The organism is Sphingobium sp. WCS2017Hpa-17, assembly GCF_031843765.1.
Classification (GTDB): domain Bacteria; phylum Pseudomonadota; class Alphaproteobacteria; order Sphingomonadales; family Sphingomonadaceae; genus Sphingobium.
The window spans coordinates 140337-161373 of record NZ_JAVTIV010000006.1; the positions used below are offsets into that span (position 1 = coordinate 140337).

The 21037-nt window shown below is 63.2% G+C and carries 15 protein-coding genes; 12 read left to right on the plus strand and 3 right to left on the minus strand.

What is annotated here, in order from left to right:
- Positions 1-27 precede the first annotated feature (27 nt).
- Complete coding sequence (locus tag RQH62_RS11700) at positions 28-1077, plus strand: NADP(H)-dependent aldo-keto reductase (protein WP_311268932.1); 1050 nt, start codon at positions 28-30, stop codon at positions 1075-1077.
- A 12-nt stretch (positions 1078-1089) separates the two neighbouring features.
- Here the strand turns inward: RQH62_RS11700 and RQH62_RS11705 are convergent, their stop codons facing one another.
- The gene (locus RQH62_RS11705; protein WP_311268933.1) at positions 1090-1389 is read right to left on the minus strand and encodes a hypothetical protein; all 300 of its coding nucleotides are present in this window, start codon (positions 1387-1389) and stop codon (positions 1090-1092) included.
- 195 nt (positions 1390-1584) lie between these two features.
- Between RQH62_RS11705 and RQH62_RS11710 the strand changes: the two genes are divergently transcribed.
- The 11 genes from RQH62_RS11710 to RQH62_RS11760 all read left to right on the plus strand — a co-directional run bounded on the left by RQH62_RS11710 (position 1585) and on the right by RQH62_RS11760 (position 16225).
- A complete protein-coding gene (locus RQH62_RS11710; protein WP_311268934.1) occupies positions 1585-3654 on the plus strand; it encodes a TonB-dependent siderophore receptor in 2070 nt (689 codons plus the stop codon).
- A gap of 23 nt (positions 3655-3677) precedes the next feature.
- Entirely contained in the window at positions 3678-4310 is a 633-nt protein-coding gene (locus RQH62_RS11715) for a DUF4198 domain-containing protein (RefSeq protein WP_311268935.1), read from the plus strand.
- Between the two features lie 155 nt (positions 4311-4465).
- A complete protein-coding gene (locus RQH62_RS11720) occupies positions 4466-6781 on the plus strand; it encodes a TonB-dependent receptor domain-containing protein (RefSeq protein WP_311268936.1) in 2316 nt (771 codons plus the stop codon).
- A gap of 127 nt (positions 6782-6908) precedes the next feature.
- On the plus strand, positions 6909-7940 hold the full coding sequence (locus RQH62_RS11725) for a phosphoribosylglycinamide synthetase (protein WP_311268937.1): 1032 nt from the start codon (positions 6909-6911) through the stop codon (positions 7938-7940).
- Positions 7937-8761: an NTP transferase domain-containing protein gene (locus RQH62_RS11730; RefSeq protein WP_311268938.1), complete on the plus strand. Its 825-nt coding sequence runs from the start codon at positions 7937-7939 to the stop codon at positions 8759-8761. The genes RQH62_RS11725 and RQH62_RS11730 overlap by 4 nt, the downstream gene beginning before the upstream one ends.
- Before the next feature lie 15 nt (positions 8762-8776).
- Entirely contained in the window at positions 8777-9853 is a 1077-nt protein-coding gene (locus tag RQH62_RS11735; protein ID WP_311268992.1) for a sugar-transfer associated ATP-grasp domain-containing protein, read from the plus strand.
- Positions 9850-11022 carry a glycosyltransferase gene (locus RQH62_RS11740; RefSeq protein WP_311268939.1) on the plus strand — a complete coding sequence of 391 codons (1173 nt, stop codon included), beginning with the start codon at positions 9850-9852 and terminating at the stop codon, positions 11020-11022. The genes RQH62_RS11735 and RQH62_RS11740 overlap by 4 nt, the downstream gene beginning before the upstream one ends.
- Positions 11009-11527: a phosphoribosyltransferase family protein gene (locus tag RQH62_RS11745; protein ID WP_311268940.1), complete on the plus strand. Its 519-nt coding sequence runs from the start codon at positions 11009-11011 to the stop codon at positions 11525-11527. The genes RQH62_RS11740 and RQH62_RS11745 overlap by 14 nt, the downstream gene beginning before the upstream one ends.
- Before the next feature lie 272 nt (positions 11528-11799).
- On the plus strand, positions 11800-13203 hold the full coding sequence (locus tag RQH62_RS11750) for a TolC family protein (protein WP_311268941.1): 1404 nt from the start codon (positions 11800-11802) through the stop codon (positions 13201-13203).
- Positions 13200-14927: an ATP-binding cassette domain-containing protein gene (locus RQH62_RS11755; protein WP_311268942.1), complete on the plus strand. Its 1728-nt coding sequence runs from the start codon at positions 13200-13202 to the stop codon at positions 14925-14927. Before RQH62_RS11750 ends, RQH62_RS11755 begins: the two co-directional genes overlap by 4 nt.
- Positions 14924-16225, plus strand: a complete 1302-nt coding sequence (locus RQH62_RS11760; protein WP_311268943.1) for an HlyD family type I secretion periplasmic adaptor subunit — start codon at positions 14924-14926, stop codon at positions 16223-16225. The genes RQH62_RS11755 and RQH62_RS11760 overlap by 4 nt, the downstream gene beginning before the upstream one ends.
- Before the next feature lie 363 nt (positions 16226-16588).
- On the opposite strand, the gene RQH62_RS11765 is transcribed toward RQH62_RS11760, so the two are convergent.
- Together RQH62_RS11765 and RQH62_RS11770 are read right to left on the minus strand one after the other, a co-directional pair.
- A complete protein-coding gene (locus tag RQH62_RS11765) occupies positions 16589-20440 on the minus strand; it encodes a M10 family metallopeptidase (RefSeq protein WP_311268944.1) in 3852 nt (1283 codons plus the stop codon).
- A gap of 193 nt (positions 20441-20633) precedes the next feature.
- On the minus strand, positions 20634-20984 hold the full coding sequence (locus tag RQH62_RS11770; RefSeq protein ID WP_311268945.1) for a hypothetical protein: 351 nt from the start codon (positions 20982-20984) through the stop codon (positions 20634-20636).
- Positions 20985-21037: the final 53 nt, after the last annotated feature.

Sequence of the window (21037 nt, forward strand, 5' to 3'; positions counted from 1 at the left end):
GCTTCGACACTATCGCAGGAGGATCGGATGGATTATCGCACGCTTGGCCGCACGGATATCAAGGTCAGCCTGATCTGCCTGGGCACCATGACCTGGGGGTCGCAGAATAGCGAGGCGGAGGCGCATGAGCAGCTCGACTATGCCGTCGCGCAGGGCGTCAATTTCATCGACACGGCGGAAGGCTATCCGGTCACCCCGGTCAGCGCCGATACGAAGTTCCTGACCGAAACCTATATCGGCAACTGGATCGCCAAGCGCGGGAAGCGCGATGACCTTATTCTGGCGACCAAGGTGTCCGGGCCGTCACGCGACCCGATCCGCAAGTTTCGCGGCGGCAACCACCGGCTCGATCGGAAGAATATCCTTCAGGCGGTGGACGACAGCCTGACCCGGCTGAAGACCGATTATATCGACCTGTATCAGGTGCACTGGCCCGACCGCCCGGTGCCGTCCTTTGGCCGGCGCGGGATAGCGGCGATCGAGGATGGCCCCGAAACCGTGTCGATCGAGGAAACGCTGGGCGCGCTGGCGGAATTGGTGCAGGCGGGCAAGATCCGGCATTTCGGCCTGTCCAACGAAACGCCCTGGGGTGTCAGCGAATATCTGCGCCTGTCGCGCGATGCCGGCCTGCCCCGCGTGGCCTCGATCCAGAATGCCTATAATCTGCTCAACCGCACGTTCGAGATCGGCCTGTCCGAATTTGCCCTGCGCGAGGATGTCGGGCTGCTCGCTTATTCGCCATTGGCGGACGGCAATCTGACCGGCAAATATCTGGGCGGCGTCATCCCGACCGGATCGCGCCGCGATGTGTCACGTCAGTTCGTGCGCTATGACCTGCCCAATCAGGCTGTCGCCAGCGCACGCTATGTCGCAATCGCCCATGCCTTCGGGCTGGATCCGGCGCAACTGGCGCTGGCCTTCGTCAATGCTCAGCCCTTCGTTACATCGAACATCATCGGCGCGACCAGCCTGGACCAACTGCGTACGGACATTGCCAGCGTGGACGTCCGGCTGACGGAGGAACAATTCGCTGCGATCGAGGACATCCACCGCCTCATTCCCGATCCCTGCCCCTGACGGCGGTAACGGTCAGGCGGCGCGGGGCGACTGGGCGTCCTGCTCCGACATATCGGCAAGCGCAGGGGCATCCGCCATGGCGGTAATCCCCTGCCACCAATCATCGAGCGGCGGCACCAGGATCGATAATGCGCCATGGCGTGGCCGGGCATGCCAGATCAGGCCATCGCTCCAGAACCGCCAGTGGGGATCGCTGTTGACAGGGCAGTGATGAAAGCGCGCCAGCGCGCCGCTCTTCGTCGGGTCGATGGGACGCAATTCGCTGGGAACCGACCGTAAGCTGCCGTCGGGATATCGCACATCAATCGCCATCGCATCCTCCGTATCAACCCAACGCTTCACAAGCCTCTGAGTTCATTACGGCTTACAGTCCTATCACAGGATTTTTACGCCAAGGTTCGCCGCGCTGGCTGCGAAAGCGGATCAATATAATGTGACAACGCAATTGCGAATCTATCGCATTATCTGTAGGCGCCTCCCAATCGAAATACCAAAAGGGGCGTTGAAATGAATGTGAAGTGGATCGCGCTGGGCGGCGCAGCGGCCATGGCTCTGTGCCACACGGCAGCTTATGCAGCGGATGAGGCGGTTGTTGCCGATACGGATCAGGACAGCATCATCGTCACCGCCGCCACGACCGGGACCAAGACGGACACGGCGCTGATCGAACTGCCCCAGCCGATCAAGGTCATCAGTTCCGAACAATATCTGTCGCAAGGCGCGATCAGCATCAGCGACACGGTGAAATATGCCGCCGGCGTGCTGGCCAATCCCTATGGCCGCGACACCCGTGTGGACGGCTTCAACGTGCGCGGGCTCGACGCGCTCCAGTTCCGTGACGGCATGCGCGACATCTTCAGCTATTATGCCAGCATCACGTCGGACCCTTACAACTTCTCCCGCGTGGAAATCGTGCGCGGTCCGGCATCGGTGCTGTTCGGTCAGGGCTCGATCGGCGGCCTCGTCAATCTCGTCAGCAAGACGCCCGAATTCCGCACCGGCGGCGAATTCAACCTCGTCTATGGCAGCTTTGACCGCAAGGAAGCGATGGGCGACGTCAATGTCGCGCTGGCCGACAATCTGGCGGTCCGCTTTGTCGGACGCGTCCGCGATGCCGACACCTATGTCGATCATGTGCCCGACGACCGCGTGATGTTCGCGCCGTCGATCCGCTGGCAGCCGACGCCCGACACCGACATCGTGCTGACTGGCCTCTATCAGGAGGACGACACCGGTTCGACGTCGCAATTCCTGCCGATCGTCGGTACCTTCCGCCCGAACACGGCCTATCCGGAAGGCAAACTCGATCAATATACGTTCGTCGGCAAGCCCGGCTGGGACCGCTATAATGGCCGATCCTTGCAGGGGGGTGGGTCCATCACCCACAGCTTCTCGGACAATGTGAAGCTCAGCCTCAAGGCCCGCTATATCGACAGCGACCTTGAATATAACACCCATTATGCCGACAGCTATTCCAACCCGCAGGATCCCTTCTCGGTCTATGGCACGGATGGCCGGACCATCGGCCTTTATGCCGATGCCAGCGACGCGCGGATGAACGTCTTCTCGACCGACAACAACGTCCAGTTCAATTTCAACACCGGCGCCAATATCGAGCACAAGCTGCTGGTCGGCATCGACTATAGCTGGAACAAGGTGCAGAAGCGCTACGCTGGCGGTTTCGAGATCGTGGACCTGTACGATATCGACTATGATGCGCTGGCAACCTACGATCCTACCGGTCCCTTCACCACGGAAAGCCAGAAGCAGCTGGGCGTCTATGTGCAGGATCAGATCCGCTTCTACGACCGCGTTTCGGTCGTGCTGGGCGCCCGCCGCGACCGCGTGACCGGCTCCTCTGGCCAGAAGGACAATGCCACCACCTTCCGTGCCGGCATCATCGGTGAAATCGGCGCCGGCATCTCGCCCTTCTTCAGCTATACCGAGAGCTTCCTGCCGGTGGCGGGCCGCATCGACAATGGCGACGGCAGCTTCGGCGACCCCTATCGGCCGCAGACCGGTACACAGTTCGAGGCCGGTGTGAAGTGGCAGCCGGGCATCAACACGCTGGTCACGGCCACGGTGTTCAAGATCAAGGAACGCAACCGCGTCCTCTATCTCGCCGCCGGCGGCACCACCCAGTCGGGCGAACTCAACACCAAGGGGTTCGAGATCGAAGCCAGCCATACCCTGCCCGGCAATTTCGAACTTCTGGCCAATTATGGCTATGCGAAGCTGAAGTCGGAAACGAACACCAGCCTCGACTATATGCCGCGTCACACGGCATCGGTCTGGTCGACCAAGACCTTCGGTCTGCCTGGCGAGGCCAATCTGCGTCTGGGCGGCGGCGTCGTCTATAGCGGCAAGAGCATTTCGACCAGTTCGCTCTGGTCGATCGTCACCCCGGCCCGCACCACCGTGGACGCGCTGGCGGAGATCAACTGGAACAACTGGCGTTTCGCGCTGAATGCCACCAACCTGCTCAACAACAATTATTATGCGTCCTGTCTGGCGCGCGGCGATTGCTTCATGGGCGCGCCGCGCAACGTGATGGGCACGGTCGGTTTCCGCTTCTGAAGACCATGATGGGGAGAGTGAAGATGAAGACATTGTCCATGGCCCTGCTGGCGCTGGCCGGCCTGACCGCGACGGCGCAGGCGCATGAAGTCTGGGTAGAGCGGGACGGGACCGGCCCGGCGCGCATCTATCTGGGCGAACCCGGCGAAGTGCTGCCCGAAGGCGGCGATCCGGAGTTCGAGAAGCTCAAGGCGCCAAAGCTGGTGCCCGCGTCCAAGGCGGCCCAGACCCGCAAGGCCGGCTATATCGAGGTCGCGGTGCCCGCCGGCGACGTCCGCCTGATCGACGATACGGTGTTCGCGCCCTGGGGTGAAGAAGGCAAGAAGGAGGGCGTGATCTATTATGCCCGCGCCGGCCGCGCGGAAGCCAAGGCGGGCCTGCCGCTGGAAATCGTGCCGACCGCTGCCAATGCCGACAGCTTCACGCTGGTGCGCGACGGCAAGCCGGTGCCGGCCGCCAAGCTGACCGTCATTTCGCCCGACAAATGGACGAAGGAACTGGTCACCGACGCGCAGGGCCTGGTGACGTTGCCGCTCAAGGAAAAGGGCCGCTTCATCGTCACCAGCTCGCAGGAGGAGAAGGGCGACCTGACCCTCGCCGGGCAGAAGGTCGCGACCCTCTATCATATCGCGACGCTGACCTTCGTGAACGACTGACCCAAAAGGTCGGGGAGGGCGCCGCTCTCCCCGATCCTATTATGACAGGCCTGTCACGCGACTGACTTCGCCCCGTCAACCATCCCACATTGCACTGCAACATCGCGCAGCTAGGCCGCCCCCCGACCAAGGGTCCAAAGGGGGATTATAAGTCCATGCGTATCACCACCGCTCTGCTGATGGCGTCGACCGCCATCATTTCCATGCCCGCCTTCGCGCAGGATGTGGCGCCCGTCGATGCCGCCGCGGCCGAATCCGGCGCGGAGATCATCGTTTTCGGCCGGGGCGAAACCCGCCAGGTGCAGGAAATCACCAACAAAGACATCATCACGCTGACGCCCGGCACCAATGCGCTTAAAGCCATCGAGAAGCTGCCGAGCGTCAATTTCCAGTCGTCCGACCCGTTCGGCAATTATGAATGGTCGCAGCGCGTCACCATCCGCAGCTTCAACCAGAATCAGCTTGGTTTCACCTTCGACGGCATTCCGCTGGGCGACATGAGCTATGGCAACCATAACGGCCTGCATATCACGCGCGCCATCAGCAGCGAAAATATCGGCAGCGTGCGCGTATCGCAGGGCGCTGGCTCGCTTGGTACCCAGTCGACCGGCAACCTCGGCGGCACGATCGAAACCTTCTCCGCCGACCCGGCCGATTATCTGAGCGGCGGCGCGTACGGTGCCCAAGGCAACCTGACCTATGGCAGCGACGAAACCTGGCGCGCCTTCGGCCGCATCGCGCTCGGCACGAAGGACGGCATTCGCGGCTTCCTGTCCTACGGCTATGGCGCGACCGACAAGTGGCGGGGTCAGGGCACGCAGGACCAGCATATGGGCAATGCCAAGGTCGTGATTCCGGTCGGCGAAGCGAAGATCGATGGCTGGCTCAGCTATTCCGACCGCCGCGAGCAGGATTATCAGGACATGTCGATGGGCATGATCCGTCGCCTCGGCTGGAAGTGGGACAATACCTATCCCGACTATGCCCGCGCGATCGACTATGCCGACCGCCTGAACGACGTTGATAATATCAGCAACAGCGGTGGTTCGCCCTTCCCTGACGGCCTCTACGACTATAGCGGCGCGCCGTTCGGCAGTCAGGTCTATCCCGGCAATGTCACCAGCGCCGACGATGCTTATTATGACGCGGCTGGCCTGCGCAAGGATTGGCTGGGCTCGATCGGCCTGACCACGCCGCTGGGCGAAAACGCCAATTTCAAGATCAAGGGCTATTATCACAACAACAGCGGCATGGGCCTGTGGGCCACGCCTTATACGCCCAGCCCCAACGGCGTGCCGATGTCGATCCGTACCACCGAATATGACATGGACCGCATCGGCGCGTTCGGCAGCGTCGATTACACGATCGGCATCCAGACGCTCAGCGCCGGCGCCTGGTATGAAAATAACAAATTCCATCAGGCCCGCCGCTTCTACGCCTTCGCCAGCCGCACCGATCCGGGCGTCAGCTTCCGCGACTATCCCAAGAATCCCTTCTTCACCCAGTGGGAGTTCGATTTCACCACCGACACCTTCCAATATCATGTGCAGGACAAGATCGACCTCGGCACCGTGACGATCAACCTGGGGTGGAAGGGCTTCAGCGTCACCAACAAGGCGGACGCGATCGTCGCCTCCACCTTCCCGGAGGGCAAGATCAAGGCGCAGGACTGGTTCCAGCCCCATGCCGGCTTCGCGGTGGAATTGAACCCTGAAATGGAAGTGTTCGGCGGTTTCACGCAGGTAACCCGCGCCTTTGCGTCGGCCACCACCACCGGTCCGTTCCAGACCAATCAGGCCGGCTTCGACCAGATCAAGGACGATCTGAAGCCGGAATCGTCGGACACTTATGAACTGGGCCTGCGCTATAACAGTCCCGTATTCAACGGCGTGCTGGGCGCCTATTTCGTCAACTTCCGCAACCGGCTGAACGCGGTGCAGGTGGGCAGCCCGATTCAGGGTCTCGCATCGGCGCTCCAGAATGTGGGCAAGGTCCGCACCATCGGCGTCGAGGCGGCCGGTACCGTCAATCTGGGCTCGGGTGTCAGCCTGTTCGGCTCCTACAGCTACACCGATGCCACCTATCGCGACGATGTGATCAATAGCTCGGACGGCACGCTGGTCGCCGCGCTGAAGGGCAAGACGGTGGTGGACAGTCCCAAGCATATGGCGCGAGCTGAACTGAATTACGATCAGGGTCCGGTCTTCGCCCGCATCGGCGCCAATTATATGTCGAAGCGCTTCTACAGCTACACCAACGACGTATCTGTCCCCGGCCGCGTGATCGTGGACGCCTCGATCGGTTATCGCCTGACCGACAAGATCGAAGTGCAGCTGAACGCCAGCAACCTGTTCGACAAGAAATATGTCAGCACGATCGGTTCGGGCGGCTTCGGCAACAGCGGCGACGCGCAGACCCTGCTGATCGGTGCGCCGCAGCAATTCTTCGCGACGCTGAAGGCTGGTTTCTAAACTTTGTAACGACGGACGGTTCGGTCACAAATGCGTGACCGAACCGTCATCATTTTGACCGACTGCGGTTATCCCGCTGCAACGCCAATGTAGGCGCCCTGTCACGCGCGGCTTGTAATCCGGTGCCATGATCGCGACACATCCCCGCCAGATCCGCATCCCCGCCGCCGACAAGGCGCGGCTGCGCCTTCTCTTTCTTGCCAAGCACGCCTGTGCCGACGGCCGGCCGGACGCGCAGGATGGCAATCACGCCATCTATCATCATGAAATGCGCACGACGCTGGAGGCGATCGGCCTCAACGTCGATGTCGCGAACAGCTATGACGCGCTTTACGAGCGGCCCGATACCGACTTCGTCGTCACCCTGCTCAACCGCGGCGGTTTCCAGAATAGCGAGATGCTGGCCCCCTTGCTGCTCGGCCGGCGCGACATGCCCTATCTGGGCGCCAGTCCAATCGTCCGTGGCCTGTCCGACGACAAATATCTGAGCAAGATGATCGCCCGCGCGCGCGGTGTGCCGACCATGGCGGCACAGCTTTTCCGCCGTGGCGGCCTGTTCGAGGCGCCCGCGTTTGATGCGGATCGGCTGGTGGTGAAGCCCAACGCCTCTTCCGCCTCCTGGGGTGTGAAGATGGTCGATAGCTGGGCACAGGCGCAGGACCATGCCGACAGCCTGTTCGCGCTCGGCCACGATGTGCTGGTGGAACAATGGGCGCCGTTGCTGGATGTCGCCGTGCCGGTGGTCGGCGGCAGCGGCGGCCAGCCCTGGATATTGCCGCCGATGATGTATGTGCCGGCCGATCCGCATCGCGAACGCAGCTATGAGGAGAAGCGCGGGTTGATCGACGCGGGCGACGATCCGCTGATCCTGGTCGAGGATGCTGACCTCCGCAGCCGGCTGGAGGCGATGACCGCCGCGCTGCTGCCCGAACTCTGGCCGTTCGACTATGGCCGCTTCGAGTTTCGCTATGACCCGGCGAGCGGGCAATTGCTGTTCATGGAAGTGAACCTGTCCTGCAACCTCTGGTCGAAGAAGACGATTTCGCGCTCCGCCGCGTCGATCGGCGTCGATCATGCCGCTTTGGTCGAAACCATCGTCGGCCATAGCCTGGCGCGACAGGGCCTGCTGGACGAAGCGATCGTGCAGGTAGCGGCATGATCGGGCGCCATAACGAGACTAGGGCCACGGCGATCCTGCTCGCCGGCCGCCGCGACGGCGCGACCGATCCGCTCGCACTGGCCCATGGTGTCAGCCATAAATGCCTGGTGCCGGTCGTCGGCCAGCCGATGCTGCTCCATGTCATCGACGCGCTGGTCGCCAATCGTCGCATCGGCACGGTGCGCGTGGTGATCGAAGATCCCAATTTGCTGGCGACCATCCCGGCGCTGCGTGGCCTGCTCCATAATGGCCGGCTGGTCGGCGTGGCGGCGCAGCCCAATCTGGTCGACAGCGTGCTGGCCGGCGCGGAGGGGGCTGCCTTCCCCCTGCTCATCACCACCGCCGACAATGTGATGCTGACCCCGGACGCTATCGACGAGATGCTCGACGGTTGCGCCACGCAGGGTGCGGACGCGGCCGTCGCCTTCACACGCCGTGCATCGGTGCTGGCCGCGCATCCGGAGGGGCAGCGCAAATTCTACACCTTCGCCGACGATGGCTATTCCAACTGCAACACTTATTGGCTGTGCGATCGCAAAGCGTTGAAGGCCGCCGAAACCTTCCGTTCGGGCGGGCAGTTCGTGAAGCATCCCGGCCGCATCATCGGTGCATTCGGCCTCATCAACCTCATCCGTTTCCGCTTCGGCATCGGCACGTTGGATCAGGCCTTCGCCCGCTTTTCGCGCCGCTTCCGCATGACCATTAGTCCGGTGATCCTGACCGACGGAGCGGTGGCGATCGACGTCGACAATGCACGCTCGCACGGCGTCGCCTCCACCTTGCTCGACCAGCGCATGTCCCTGGCGCAGGCGGCGGAGTAACGCCCCTTGCTGACCGTGCGTGCGCTGCCGCTGCGGGACCGGGGCGGCAATGCCTTGCTGCGGGACTATCATGACGGGCTGGTCCGGCACTGGAGCCCTGCGCAGCGTCTGACCGGTCATCTGCTCGCCGCGCTGGGGCGAGGCGGCTGGACGCCGGCCGAGCGCCTCTATCTGGGTGACGCGGTGCGCGGGCAGGGCTTAAGCATGCGCGATCGCAAGGGGCTGCACCGGCTGCTGAACCCCGCCGCCTTTCCGCTGGCGGCCAATCCGCTGAAGAACAAGCAACTCTTCGCGCAGGCCGCATCGGGCCTGCCGTTGCCCGACGCCTGCGATCCCGACCTGCAGGATCTGGGCGCATGGATCGCCGGGCAGGAGGATATCATCGCCAAGCCCAGCTACCGGTCGAAAGGGCAGGGGGTCGAGCGTTTCGTGCGCGAGGGCATTGGCTGGCGCGGTGGCGACCGGGCGATGGACGCTGCCCAGCTTGCCGCCCATCTGCGCCACGTCTGGCGGCAGGGCGGGGTAATCCAGCAACGCCTGCCCACGCATGATGCGCTGGCCGATCTGTCGCCGGGCGCGCTGCCGACATTGCGCATCGTCACCTGCCTTGATGAACAGGGCGAACCGGAAATTTGCGACATGGCGCTGCGCCTGTCGGCCGGCGGCCCGCGCCCTGTGGATAATTTCAACGCCGGTAATCTGGTGCTGGCGGTCGATGGCATGGGACGCTGCGGTCCGGCGTGGCGCAGCGGCGGCAAGCGGCCGCCCTCCCGCCACACCAGTCACCCTGTGACCGGTGTGGCGATCGAGGGCGTATTGTTGCCCGATCATGCGGCCGCGCAAGCACTGGCGATCCGGGCGCATGAGCGATTCCGCGATGGCTTTACCCTCATCGGCTGGGATATCGGCCTGACCGCGCAGGGACCGGTACTGATCGAGGGTAATTGGAACCCCGGCACCGACATCGTCCAGCTGGTGAACGGCCGGGGGCTGGCGGACAGCCGGCTAGGCATCCTCTACCGCTACGCGCTGGCCCAGTTGACGGCAGCGGACTGGCGCGCGGCGCAGGTGGTGCAGCGGGATCGGCGATGAAGATCGCCCTCTATGTCCATGTGCTGGCGGCCACCGGGGTCGTCCGCAACGTCCGCCTGCTCGCCGCCGATTTCCGCGCGCGGGGGCATGATGTGGCGTTGCTGACCGCGTTGCCGGGGGGCAAGGGCGTGGATGGCGTGCCGCATCATGCGCTGCTGTCCGACACGGGCGGATCGCGCCTGCTCCAGAAATGGCGCGCCATGCCCCGGCTCCACGCTCATCTGCGCGCGCACCGTCCGGACCTGCTGATGTCGGCCGGCAATCATGGTCATCTGACCGCATTGCTGGGCAGCCGGGCGGTGCCGGGCCTGCGCCGGCTCTATCGCATCAGCAACGACCTGCGCCGCGCCGCGCCGGGCACACCCAAAAGCACGATCCGTTCGGCTGGCCGATCGCTGATCGCCCGACTGCTGGCGGCGGATGCGGATCATCTTGTGCTGGTATCGCCCACTTTGGCCAGCGATGCGGCGGCCTTCGGCCGCGCTCTGGCCCGGCGCCGCGCCACCGTCATCGAAAATGCGATCGATCCGGCCATCGCCCGCACCCGTGCCGCCGGCCCATCGCCGCATGGCTGTTTCGACGATGGCGTGCCGGTGGTGGTCGCAATCGGCCGGCTGGCGCCGCAGAAGAATTTCGGCACCCTGCTCGCCGCCTTCGCCCAATTGCGACAGAACGGAACCACCGCCCGCCTCGTTATATTGGGCGAAAGTCGCGATCGCTCGCGGCAGGCGTTGCGGGAACAAGCAGATGCACTCGGCATCGGCGCCGACCTGCTGTTGCCCGGCACGGTGGACAATGTCTTCCCCTGGCTCGCCCGCGCCGCCGCCTTTATCCTGCCCAGCTGGTGGGAAGGGTCGGCCAATGTCCTGCTGGAGGCGATGGCGCTTAACATACCCGTCGTCGCCTCGCACATTGCCGGCAACGCGGCGTCCGTGCTGGACGGGGGACGTCATGGCCTGCTCGTCGATCCGGCCGATCCGGCCGCCATGGCGCAGGCATTACAGCATCAGATCGACCCGGCCACCGCGCTGCATCCCGGCGACCGGATCGCGGCCTATGGACTGGACGCGATGTTCGACCAATGGGCAGCCTTGCTGGACGATATCGCCCCGCATTGCCCCCGCGCGTCGGACAGGCTAATTCCCGCTCTCATATATGAGCAACGATAGTCCGATCCTACACCCCATCACCCACGACCGCTTCCTGGCCGATGTGCAGGCGCTGGCCCGCGCGGTCGAGGCTGGCGACTGGGCGCCCGACATGCTGGTGGGCGTGGGGCGCGGCGGGCTGGTGCCGGCGGTCTATCTGTCGCACCGGCTGAATTGCCCGATGCTGTCGATCGACTATAGCAGCGCCTCGGCGGACGCGGCGCTGGCCGATGTGGCGGCGCGCAGCGCGGCGGGCACGCAATTGCTGATCGTGGACGATATCAACGACAGCGGTGGCACCATCTCGGCCCTGCGCGGCCTGCTGGCCGACAAGGGCGGTGATATGGCTCATCTGCGCTTCGCTGTCCTGCTCAACAACCGCCGATCGGGCCAAAGCGTCGATTATTGGGCGGACAGCGTCGACCGTGACACCGACAAGCGCTGGTTCGTCTTCCCCTGGGAAGAACTGGCCACGCAGCAGGCGATCGTGGACGAGGCATTGTCCGTGCCGGATCGGCTGGCCTGACGGTTCGGCCGTACAGTTGACGACAAGTTTAGTCTGTCTGGATGCTTGCGGTAACGAAATGATCGTCTGCCTTCGATTCACCGAACATTACAGTGGATGTAAGTTGCCAGCGCAACCTTTCTGGGGCATGCAGAAATGAGCCGGTCTTCCACCATTCCGTCATCGGATATGGTGGAGAGCTGGAGGGGGTTTATTCGCGCGGCCGGGGCACTGTGCTTGTGTTACATCGCTGGTTAGGAAACAGGGGGCTCGACCTCCGCGGCTCCGGGTGCGTGGCGATCGCGCTCGGCATAATGGTCTGCGCGCATGGTAGCACTGCCCATGCCGCCGATGCGCCGCGCAAGCTGGTCCAGCCGCCCAATCCCCGGCCCTTCACTGCTCCCGCCACGGCCGATCCTCTGCTCGCGCTGGCCAGGCCGGCGGCTGCCGATCCCCTTTTCCGGTCGGAGATCGAGGCGGCGATCCGCAACAACCCGCTGCTGGATGAGGCGCGCGCCAGCGAGCGGGAAGCGCGAGCCGCGCGTACCCAGGCCCGCTCGCTGCTCTTCCCCTCGGTGGACCTGTCGATCGACGCCAACCGCTCTTTCGCCCGCAACTTCTCCAACGATATCGGCAATATCATCGAACGGTCACGCCCCGAAGGGCGGACCGACGCGACCGCATCGGTGCGGCAGCGCCTGCTCGATTTCGGCGCAGCGTCGAGTCGCATCAATGCGGGCAATGCAAGGGTCGATGCGGCGCAGCAGGGCATATTGGGCTATGGCGAGGAAGTGGGGCTGCGCACCATCACCGCCTGGTATTCGGTTTTCGCCCAGCGGCTGCTGATTCAGGCGACGCAGGAATATATCGGGCGGCAACAGCAGCTACGCGCCAATCTGCAACGGCGCATCGACCAAGGCTTTTCCGCCCAGGGCGACCTGCCGCGCGTCGACAGTTCGATCGCTAATGTCCAGTCGCGCCTCGCCAGCATCCGCCGCGATCTCGCCAATGCGGAGGCGCAATATCGTGCCCTGGCCGGCCATGACGTGCCGCCTGCACTGACACGCGCCGTGCTGCCGCCCGAAGCCGTCAATGATGCGGACGTACTGGACGCCATCGTGCTGCGATCGCCCGTCGTCCGCAAGGCGGAGGCCGAGGCGCGGGCGGCCCGACAGGAGGCACGCGCGACGCGGTCGGAGCGTCTGCCGACCATTGCCGCCGGCGTGGATGCCGGCCGCTACGGTGTCTTTGAAAATCCCGGCGACTATGATGTGCGCGGCCGGATCATCGTGCGCGCGCAACTGGGTGCGGGCTTCAACGCCAAGGCCGATCAGGCGACGGCGCGCGCGGATGCGGCGGATGCCTATGCCAACCGGGTCCGGCAGGAAACGATGCGTGACGCGCAGATGGCGCTGTCCGACATTCGCGGGCTGGAGGATCAACTGGCTGCTGCCGAGGCGAGCTATGTCGCCAACCGCAACACCCGCGACGTCATCGCCACCCGTTTCGAAGCCTCGCAGGGCACGCTCTACGACCTGCTCTATGTCGAGGATAACTACTTCTATTCGATCGCCAACTATATTCAGACGCTGGCCGAACGGGATGTGTCGCGCTTCGCCCTGTTGAGCCGGACGGGGCGTCTTCTGCCCAGTCTCTCTATCGCCGCCAATCCTTCGGACCGGATGGAAACGCCATGACCGACCAGCCCCTGATCGCCGCCGCCCGGCAACGCTTCGCGCCCTGGCTGATCGAACCGATGCTCCGCAACAAGGGCACTTATATCAAGGTCGCGATCGCTGCGGCGATGATCAACCTGTTTGCCATGGTGTCGTCGCTCTTCACCATGACCGTTTATGACCGCGTCATTCCCAATGATGCTTCCTCCTCGCTGGTCGGCCTCAGCATCGGTCTGGCGATCGTGGTCATATTCGACTTCGTCCTGCGGCTGCTGCGCGTCTATTTCGTCGACATTGCCGGCGCCAATATCGACTATGAGGTCGGCGACACCCTCTTTGCCAAGCTGCTGTCGATGCGGCTCGACAAACGGGCGGGGTCTACCGGCACGCTCACCGGGCTGATGCGCGAACTGGAAACGCTGCGCGATTTCTTCGCCTCCGCCACGCTGACCGCGATCATCGACGTGCCCTTCATCATCATCACGCTGGCGGTCATGGCCATGCTGGGCGGAATATTGGTGCTGCCGCCGCTGGCGATGATCCCGGTCGTGGTCATTGCCGGGCTGGTCACCAATCCGGCGCTCGACCGTCTGTCCGCCGCCAGCCTGGGCGATGGCCTGCGCAAGCAATCGGTACTGGTGGAAACCATCGGCAGTCTGGAAACGGTGAAGGCCATCGGCGCGGGCGGGATGCTGGGCGACCGGTGGCGCACCGCGCTCAAAAGCCATGCGCATAGTTCGCTCAGCCAGCGGCTGACCGCCTCCATCGCGATGACGGTCGCCAATAGCGCGAATATCATCGCCTATTGCGGCATCATCATCCTGGGTGTCGGCCTGATCCGCGATCACAGCATCACCACCGGCGCGCTGCTCGCCTGCTCCATCCTGTGCGGCCGGGCGATCGCCCCGCTGGCGCAGATTGCCAACCTGCTGGCGCGCCTGTCCGCCACCCGTATCGCCTGTCGTCAGATCAACAGCCTGATGGACACGCCGAGCGAGGGGCCGGTGGGCGAGCCGTTGCAGCCGGCGCGGCTGCTCGGCGCGGTCGAACTGCGCAATGTTGCCTTCCGTTATCCCCGTGCGGCGGAAAAGGCGCTGGACCAGATCAGCCTGTCGATCGCACCGGGTGAACGGGTCGGTTTTCTGGGCCGTGTCGGATCGGGCAAGTCGACCCTGGCCCGGCTGATCCTGGGCCTGTACGAGCCGCAGGAAGGCGTCGTCATGATCGACGGCACCGATGTGCGGCAGTTCGATCCTGCCCGATTGCGCGGTTTCATCGGCGCGGCGATGCAGGACAATGTCCTGATCGCCGGATCGGTGCGCGACAATATCTGCCTCGAACGGCCCGATATCGACAATGACGAGATGCTGCGCGCCGCCTCGCTCAGCGGCACCCATGCCTTCATGGGCAAGATCGTCAACGGCTATGACCTGAAGCTGGCGGATCGTGGCGACGGTCTGTCGGGCGGGCAGCGCCAGTCCATTTCGCTGGCGCGCGCACTGGCCGGGCGACCGCCGATTCTGGTGTTCGACGAACCGAGCAGCGCCATGGATGCCCAGACCGAAACAGACCTCATCGACCGGCTGCAACCCGAAGTGGAAGGGCGTACCGTCCTGCTCATCACCCATCGCCCCTCGCTGCTACGGCTGGTCGACCGGATCATCGTGATGGAACAGGGGAAGATCGCGGCTGACGGGCCACGCGACGTCATCCTGCAACGTCTGACGCGGGGCAAGGCGGCATGAGCGACGACATCCCGCAGCCGGGCGACGCGCATATCCGGCCTGCCGTTCCGGCCAATATCTTCCTCTGGGCGATCGCCGCTTTTCTGCTGATCTTCCTGCTCTGGGCCGGCTTCACCGAAATCGACCGCACCGTGCGGGCGAACGGCCGGGTCATTCCCAGTTCGCAGCTCCAGGTCATCTCCAATCTGGAAGGCGGGGTGGTCGAAACCATCCTCGCCAAAACCGGGCAGGATGTGAAGGCCGGCGCGCCGCTTATTCGCCTCAGCCCGATCCAGCCGGGCGCCGAACTGGCCAGCAACCGTGCCAGCGGCGATGCGCTCAGCCTCAAGATCCTGCGGCTGGAAGCGGAAATTGCCGGGCGCTCGCCGGTCTTCCCGGCCGCGCGCAACCCCAGCATGGCCAGCCAGATTGCGGTCGAACAAAGCCTCTATCGTGCGCGCATGGCCGAACTGGCCAGTCTGTCCAATGTCGGCTCGGCCCGCATCACGCAGGCGCAACGCGGCATCGGCGAAGCGGCTGCGGCGCAGGCGGCGCGCATTTCGGCGCGCGACACGGCGCGGGTTGATCTCGACCTGATGCGGCCGCTGGTTCGCGAAGGGATCGAGCCACGCCGGTCGCTGCTTCAGGCCGAAAACAGCTATAGCGTCGCGGCCAGCGAAGCCGCAGGGGCAGGGGCCGCGCTCAGCCGTTCCCATTCGATCCTGGCCGAAGCACAGGCCACGGCGATGCAGCAGAAGCGCGACTGGATCGCGCGCGCGGGTGATGAACTCACCGCCGCCCGCGCCGAAATGGCGGTGCGCGAGGCGACCATGCCCGCCTATGAATATAAGCTCGACCGGACGATCGTACGCGCGCCACTGGACGGCCGCGTCAACCGCGTCTTCGTGACGACGGTCGGCGGCAGCGTGCGGCCGGGCGATCCGCTGCTCGAAATGGTGCCGGCGCGCGACAATCTGCTGGTCGAAGCGATGGTGGCGGCGAAGGATATCGCCTCGGTCCGGCTGGGCCAGCGCGCCAAGGTCGAGATATCGGCCTATGACAGCGCCATCTACGGGTCGATGCAGGGGCAGGTCGTGGCGCTTTCGCCCGATGCGGTCATCAATGAACGGACGGGCGAGAGCCACTATCTCGTCCGGGTGCGGACGACCAGCGATGCCATATTGGACAAGAACGGCCATCGGCTGCGGATCGGCCCCGGCATGGGCGCCAATGTCAATCTGCTCGGCGACAAGCGCACGGTGCTGGCCTATATCCTGACCCCGCTGACCCGCCTCAAGGAAACCGCCTTCCGCGAATGATCCACTCCGGGCAGGGGGCGGTCATGCACGGGGCTGGAGCCATGGCTCCGGTCTCTGGCGACCCGTGCCTTGAGCCTGCGCTGTGTCTTTTGCGGCAAACAGGCGGCAGGCAAAAATCTTGCAGCACAAGCCGATGGAAAAAGCAGAATGATACCGCTTCTTGCTCTTTTCGGGGTTGCTGTACTCGTCCTTGCGCTATGGCAGATGATGTTTGGCGGTGGTCCGCCTAGCGATGGAACTGATGGCCAACATTCTGACGGTCGTCATTGGCCGGGTTAACCTGTCGGGGTTTGTCCATCCTCGCGATCAAAAAAAGGGCCACCCGACGGATCGGATGGCCCATTGCGATCGCCTGACTGATCCTTACACGACGACGAATTCCGCCGTCGCCATGGTCAGGCCGGGGGTAAGTGTGGCGAACTGGACCGCTGCGATCGACCCGGTACCGTCGGCATCGAACAGCAGGGCGCCGGTCGTCTTGTTGTAGATGATCCGATCGGTCGAGTCATGTGCGGCCGATCCGACATAGAATTGACCCGACACCAAAGTTCCCAGCGCAAGGCCGGTGAAGATGGCATCGTCCAGTTGGATCGTATCGTCGGCCACCGAATAATCGGTGATCGCGTCGATATTCCCTCCGCCCAGTGCGGAAGCGAACAGGAAGATATCCGATCCTGCTCCACCGGTCAGCGTATCCGCGCCGGCAGCGCCATTGAGCACGTCGTTGCCGCCGGCGCCGTTCAACACATTCTGGCCGCTATTGCCGGTGATCGTCTGGGCCAGATCATTGCCGGTGCCGTTGATGTTCGACGAACCGGTCAGGGTCAGCTTTTCGATGTCGAGACCGACCAGCGAATAGTTGACAGCAGCATAGACGAGGTCGCTGGTGCCGTTCCCGGCCGTTTCCACCACCACGTCGCCGACATTATCGACATAATAAATGTCGTTGCCGGTATCGCCCACCATCAGGTCGGCACCGGAGCCGCCGATCAGCGTATCATTGCCGGCCCGACCATATAGCTCGTTGGCATTGCTGTCGCCGCGGAGCGTGTCGGCATAGGAGGTACCGGAGAGGTTCTCGATGCCGATCAGCGTATCCGTACCGCCGGCGCCGGTATTTTGCGCACCCACGATTGCCAGGCTGACATTGACCCCAGCCGTGATGCCGGCATAGGTCACGGTGTCGCTGCCCGTGCCGCCATCCAGTGTGTCATCGCCGGTGCCGCCGTTGAGCCGATCGGCCCCGGCACCGCCTTGGAGTATGTCGTTGCCGCCCAGGCCGATCAGATCATTGTCGCCGCTATTGCCGACAATGGTCTGGGCCAGATCGTTGCCGGTTCCGGTGATGTTCGCCGAGCCGGTCAGGGTCAGTCGCTCGATATGACGACCGGCCAGACTGTAGCTAACAGACGAGAATATCTGATCGTTGGTGCCACCGGATGCGGATGACTCGACCACATTGTCACCGACATTATCGACATAATAGGTGTCGTTGCCCGTATCGCCATTCATATAGTCGGCGCCGGCACCGCCATTCAAAATGTCGTTGCCAGCGCGCCCGAACAGTTGGTTGACGCCGCTATTGCCGGTCAGCGTGTCATTGTAGGACGTTCCCGACAGATTTTCGATGCCGATCAACGTGTCGACACCGGCGCCCACGGTATTCTGGGCTCCGGCGATCGCCAGGCTGACGGTGACGCCGGTAGCGATGCCGGCATAGGTGACGGTGTCGTTGTCCGCCCCGCCATCGAGCGTGTCGTTGCCGTTGCCGCCGCTCAGTCGATCATCGCCTGCGCCGCCTTGCAGGACGTCGTCGCCGTCCTGCCCGCTGATCGTGTCGTTGCCGGCATTGCCGATCAGGCGGTTGGCTTCGCCGGATCCGGTGAGCGTGTCATTGCCCGACCCGGTCGTCGCATTTTCCACGCTGGCGAGCGTGATCAGGCCGACGCCGCTGCTGCCCGCGAATTCGCCATCGGCCAGATTGACGACATAGTCGGAAGCCAAAGTGGAGCCGTCGATCGTGTCCGTCCCGGAGCCGCCGGAAAAGAGTTCGCCATAACCGCCATTCCAGCCGGCAATGACCTTGTAGACATCATCCCCGGCCTCGCCATAGGCGACGTCGATCCCGGACCCGCCATCGAATATGTCGTTGCCGGAGCCGCCGATCATGGTGTCGTTGCCGCCGCCACCATTGATCGTGTCATTACCGCCATTGCCGCGCAGGACATTGTCGACGCTGTTGCCAGTGATGGTATCGGCCAGTTGCGTGCCGTCGACATTTTCCACGCCGGTGATGGTGTAGGGGCCGCCGAAACTGGGGTTGAAGTCCCAACTGCCAGCTGACAGATTCACTGTGGCGCCACTATCAGCAGTATAATCGCTCAGGTCGAGTCGGTCGATTCCGGTCCCGCCGTCAATATTGTCGCCATATTCGCCTTGCAACACCTGGAAGACGTCATCGCCGCCTTCGCCGAAGACATCATCGGCACCAAAGCCGCCCTGAATGATGTCATTGCCATCGCCACCATAGACGGTGTCGTTACCGATCCCGGCCTTCAGTATATCATTGCCGCCATTGCCGCGCAGGACATTGTTCGCGCTGCTGCCTATGATGGTATCGGCCAATTGGGTGCCATCGACGTCTTCGACGCTGGTGATGGTGTAGGGGCCGCCGAAACTGGGATCGAGATCCCAACTGCCCGCGCCGAGATCGACCGTCGCGCCATAAGAGGCGGTATAATCGCTCAGGTCCAGTCGGTCGGTGCCGCTGCCGCCATCGATATTGTCGCCAAATTCTCCCTGGAGAACCTGGAAGACGTCGTTTCCGGCCTCGCCATAGACAGTATCTTCGCCAAAGCCGCCCTGGATGATGTCGTTGCCGTCACCGCCATAGATGACGTCGTTGCCGATGCCACCCTTGAGCAGATTGGCCACGGCATTGCCGGTGATCGTGTCATTGCCCGATCCGCCAGTGGCATTTTCGATCAGCGACGCGTTGCTGCCGCCAAAGGTCAGCGCGTTGAAGATATTGCCGCGGGCATAGTTGCCGCCGCCCAGATAGGCCTGCTGGGTCGAGCTGAACAGCGAATTGCCTCCGGGCGTCAGGTCGATCGTGACGTTGTTGCTGTAGGCCGACAGATCATAAGTGTCGATGCCACCACCGTCCCAGATGGTCGCGAAGATGCGGTTGGCGCCCGGCTGGATGGCGACGTCGCCATTGATATAGGTGATGCCCGTCGACGGGTTCCAGCTATAGGTCGTATTCTCCGCATGGACCGTATAGTCTGCGCCATACATGGTCTGGAGCGCGGCGATGTCGAGCATCATATAGGTCTGTGGCGCGCCGAACTGTTCATAGCTGTAGCCTGAAAGCGGGGCACCCACATAGCTGCGATAGGTCATGACCGAAAATTCGATCGAGTCCCAGGCTGTGGGCAGGGCCGTGTTGCTGACGCCGCCCAGTTCCTGGCCATGTTTCAGGCCCAGCGAATGGCCCAGTTCGTGCAACATGGTGTGCCAGGCATAATTGCCCGCGATCGGATTCTTCAACGAGTTGGACGTACCGTCATAGGCATTGCCGAAGAAAGTATCGCCGCCATAGATGTTGCTGGCGGGATAATAGGCATAAGCCGTTGGCGCATCGCTGGAATTGGCGCCGCGGATGGTAGCGGTGCTGCTGCCCGCGCCGTTATAGTCGATCGTCAGGTTGGTAAAGCCTTCGATCGAAAAGCCGTAAGCACCGGCTAACTGGGTGTAGGTGGCGGCGTTGAGCGCGCTGTGCATCGCCAGCAATTGTTGCGGCGTGAACTGGGAAAAACCCTCGTTCTGCGCGCTTGTACCATCGCCGTCGCTGTCGGAAAAATAGCCGGACTGATAGTCGCTTGCCGCATCCGTATCCGAATAGGTGATGCTGCCGGACCATTTGACGCCGCGCAGGATGCCGTCGATCTTGGCATCGCCGGACGCTCCGACGGTTGCCGTGGTGGAGGCACTGCCATTTTCCGCCAGATCGCCCGAACTGGGCGTCGTCACCGGTGGAGTCGGCGCGTCCATCGGATAGAGCAGTCGCACTTCGCTGCGCACCTGTGCCTCGCGCGATACCGACCACGCGCCGGTAAATTCAGGCGCAGATCCCGCTGCGTCCGAAGTTGATGGCAAGGAATAGTCGGGAGTTAACTTGGCCTTGATAGGGCCTGAGCCAGTGACCTTGAACATACATCCTCCTGAAGAGCTTAGAGGCTGACACGTTCACTGTGTCGTTTGGCGACCGTTTTGTTGCCGGCACTCATGGCACTATTTCTATTCCATGCCAAGCATTACATTGTGTCAATAAATCAACGGCATAGTATAAGTAAAACTATAGCATGTTGTATTGTTTCGATTTTAGTGAAGGCGAATTCACGTAAAATCAGGAAGCCGGCGCACAATTGCGCGGATCGTCCTCCGGGCAAGGGGTGGGATTAGCGGTACGCGGAGCCTTTGCATCCAGCGTAGCAGCCCGGCGCCGGGCTTCATCGGCCAGAGCGTGATCAGGATGGCGATGCGCGAACAGGGCATAGGCCTGTGCCGTACCCTTGCGCTCGATTGCTGCAAACTCGGATCGAATCGCCGCTTCAGGGTCGGATGGCGGCGCCATGATTCCGCCGGTGCCGGGCAAACGGCGCGTTTCGGCTGGAGGCGCAGAAGCGTCCGCGGACGTGTCCGTCACGCATCCGCTGGCAAGAAGGCCAAGCACCATGACATGCGCAGGGTTCGTCATGAACCGCTCCATCATCGACGATGATTCAAAAATATGATGCGCCCTGATGCTGA

Bases quoted from the DNA above. Each gene is read 5' to 3' on its own strand.
- RQH62_RS11700 (WP_311268932.1), top strand. From the start codon at position 28: ATGGATTATCGCACGCTTGGCCGCACGGATATCAAGGTCAGCCTGATC.
- RQH62_RS11705 (WP_311268933.1), bottom strand. From the start codon at position 1,389: ATGGCGATTGATGTGCGATATCCCGACGGCAGCTTACGGTCGGTTCCC.
- RQH62_RS11710 (WP_311268934.1), top strand. From the start codon at position 1,585: ATGAATGTGAAGTGGATCGCGCTGGGCGGCGCAGCGGCCATGGCTCTG.
- RQH62_RS11715 (WP_311268935.1), top strand. From the start codon at position 3,678: ATGAAGACATTGTCCATGGCCCTGCTGGCGCTGGCCGGCCTGACCGCG.
- RQH62_RS11720 (WP_311268936.1), top strand. From the start codon at position 4,466: ATGCGTATCACCACCGCTCTGCTGATGGCGTCGACCGCCATCATTTCC.
- RQH62_RS11725 (WP_311268937.1), top strand. From the start codon at position 6,909: ATGATCGCGACACATCCCCGCCAGATCCGCATCCCCGCCGCCGACAAG.
- RQH62_RS11730 (WP_311268938.1), top strand. From the start codon at position 7,937: ATGATCGGGCGCCATAACGAGACTAGGGCCACGGCGATCCTGCTCGCC.
- RQH62_RS11740 (WP_311268939.1), top strand. From the start codon at position 9,850: ATGAAGATCGCCCTCTATGTCCATGTGCTGGCGGCCACCGGGGTCGTC.
- RQH62_RS11745 (WP_311268940.1), top strand. From the start codon at position 11,009: ATGAGCAACGATAGTCCGATCCTACACCCCATCACCCACGACCGCTTC.
- RQH62_RS11755 (WP_311268942.1), top strand. From the start codon at position 13,200: ATGACCGACCAGCCCCTGATCGCCGCCGCCCGGCAACGCTTCGCGCCC.
- RQH62_RS11760 (WP_311268943.1), top strand. From the start codon at position 14,924: ATGAGCGACGACATCCCGCAGCCGGGCGACGCGCATATCCGGCCTGCC.
- RQH62_RS11765 (WP_311268944.1), bottom strand. From the start codon at position 20,440: ATGTTCAAGGTCACTGGCTCAGGCCCTATCAAGGCCAAGTTAACTCCC.
- RQH62_RS11770 (WP_311268945.1), bottom strand. From the start codon at position 20,984: ATGACGAACCCTGCGCATGTCATGGTGCTTGGCCTTCTTGCCAGCGGA.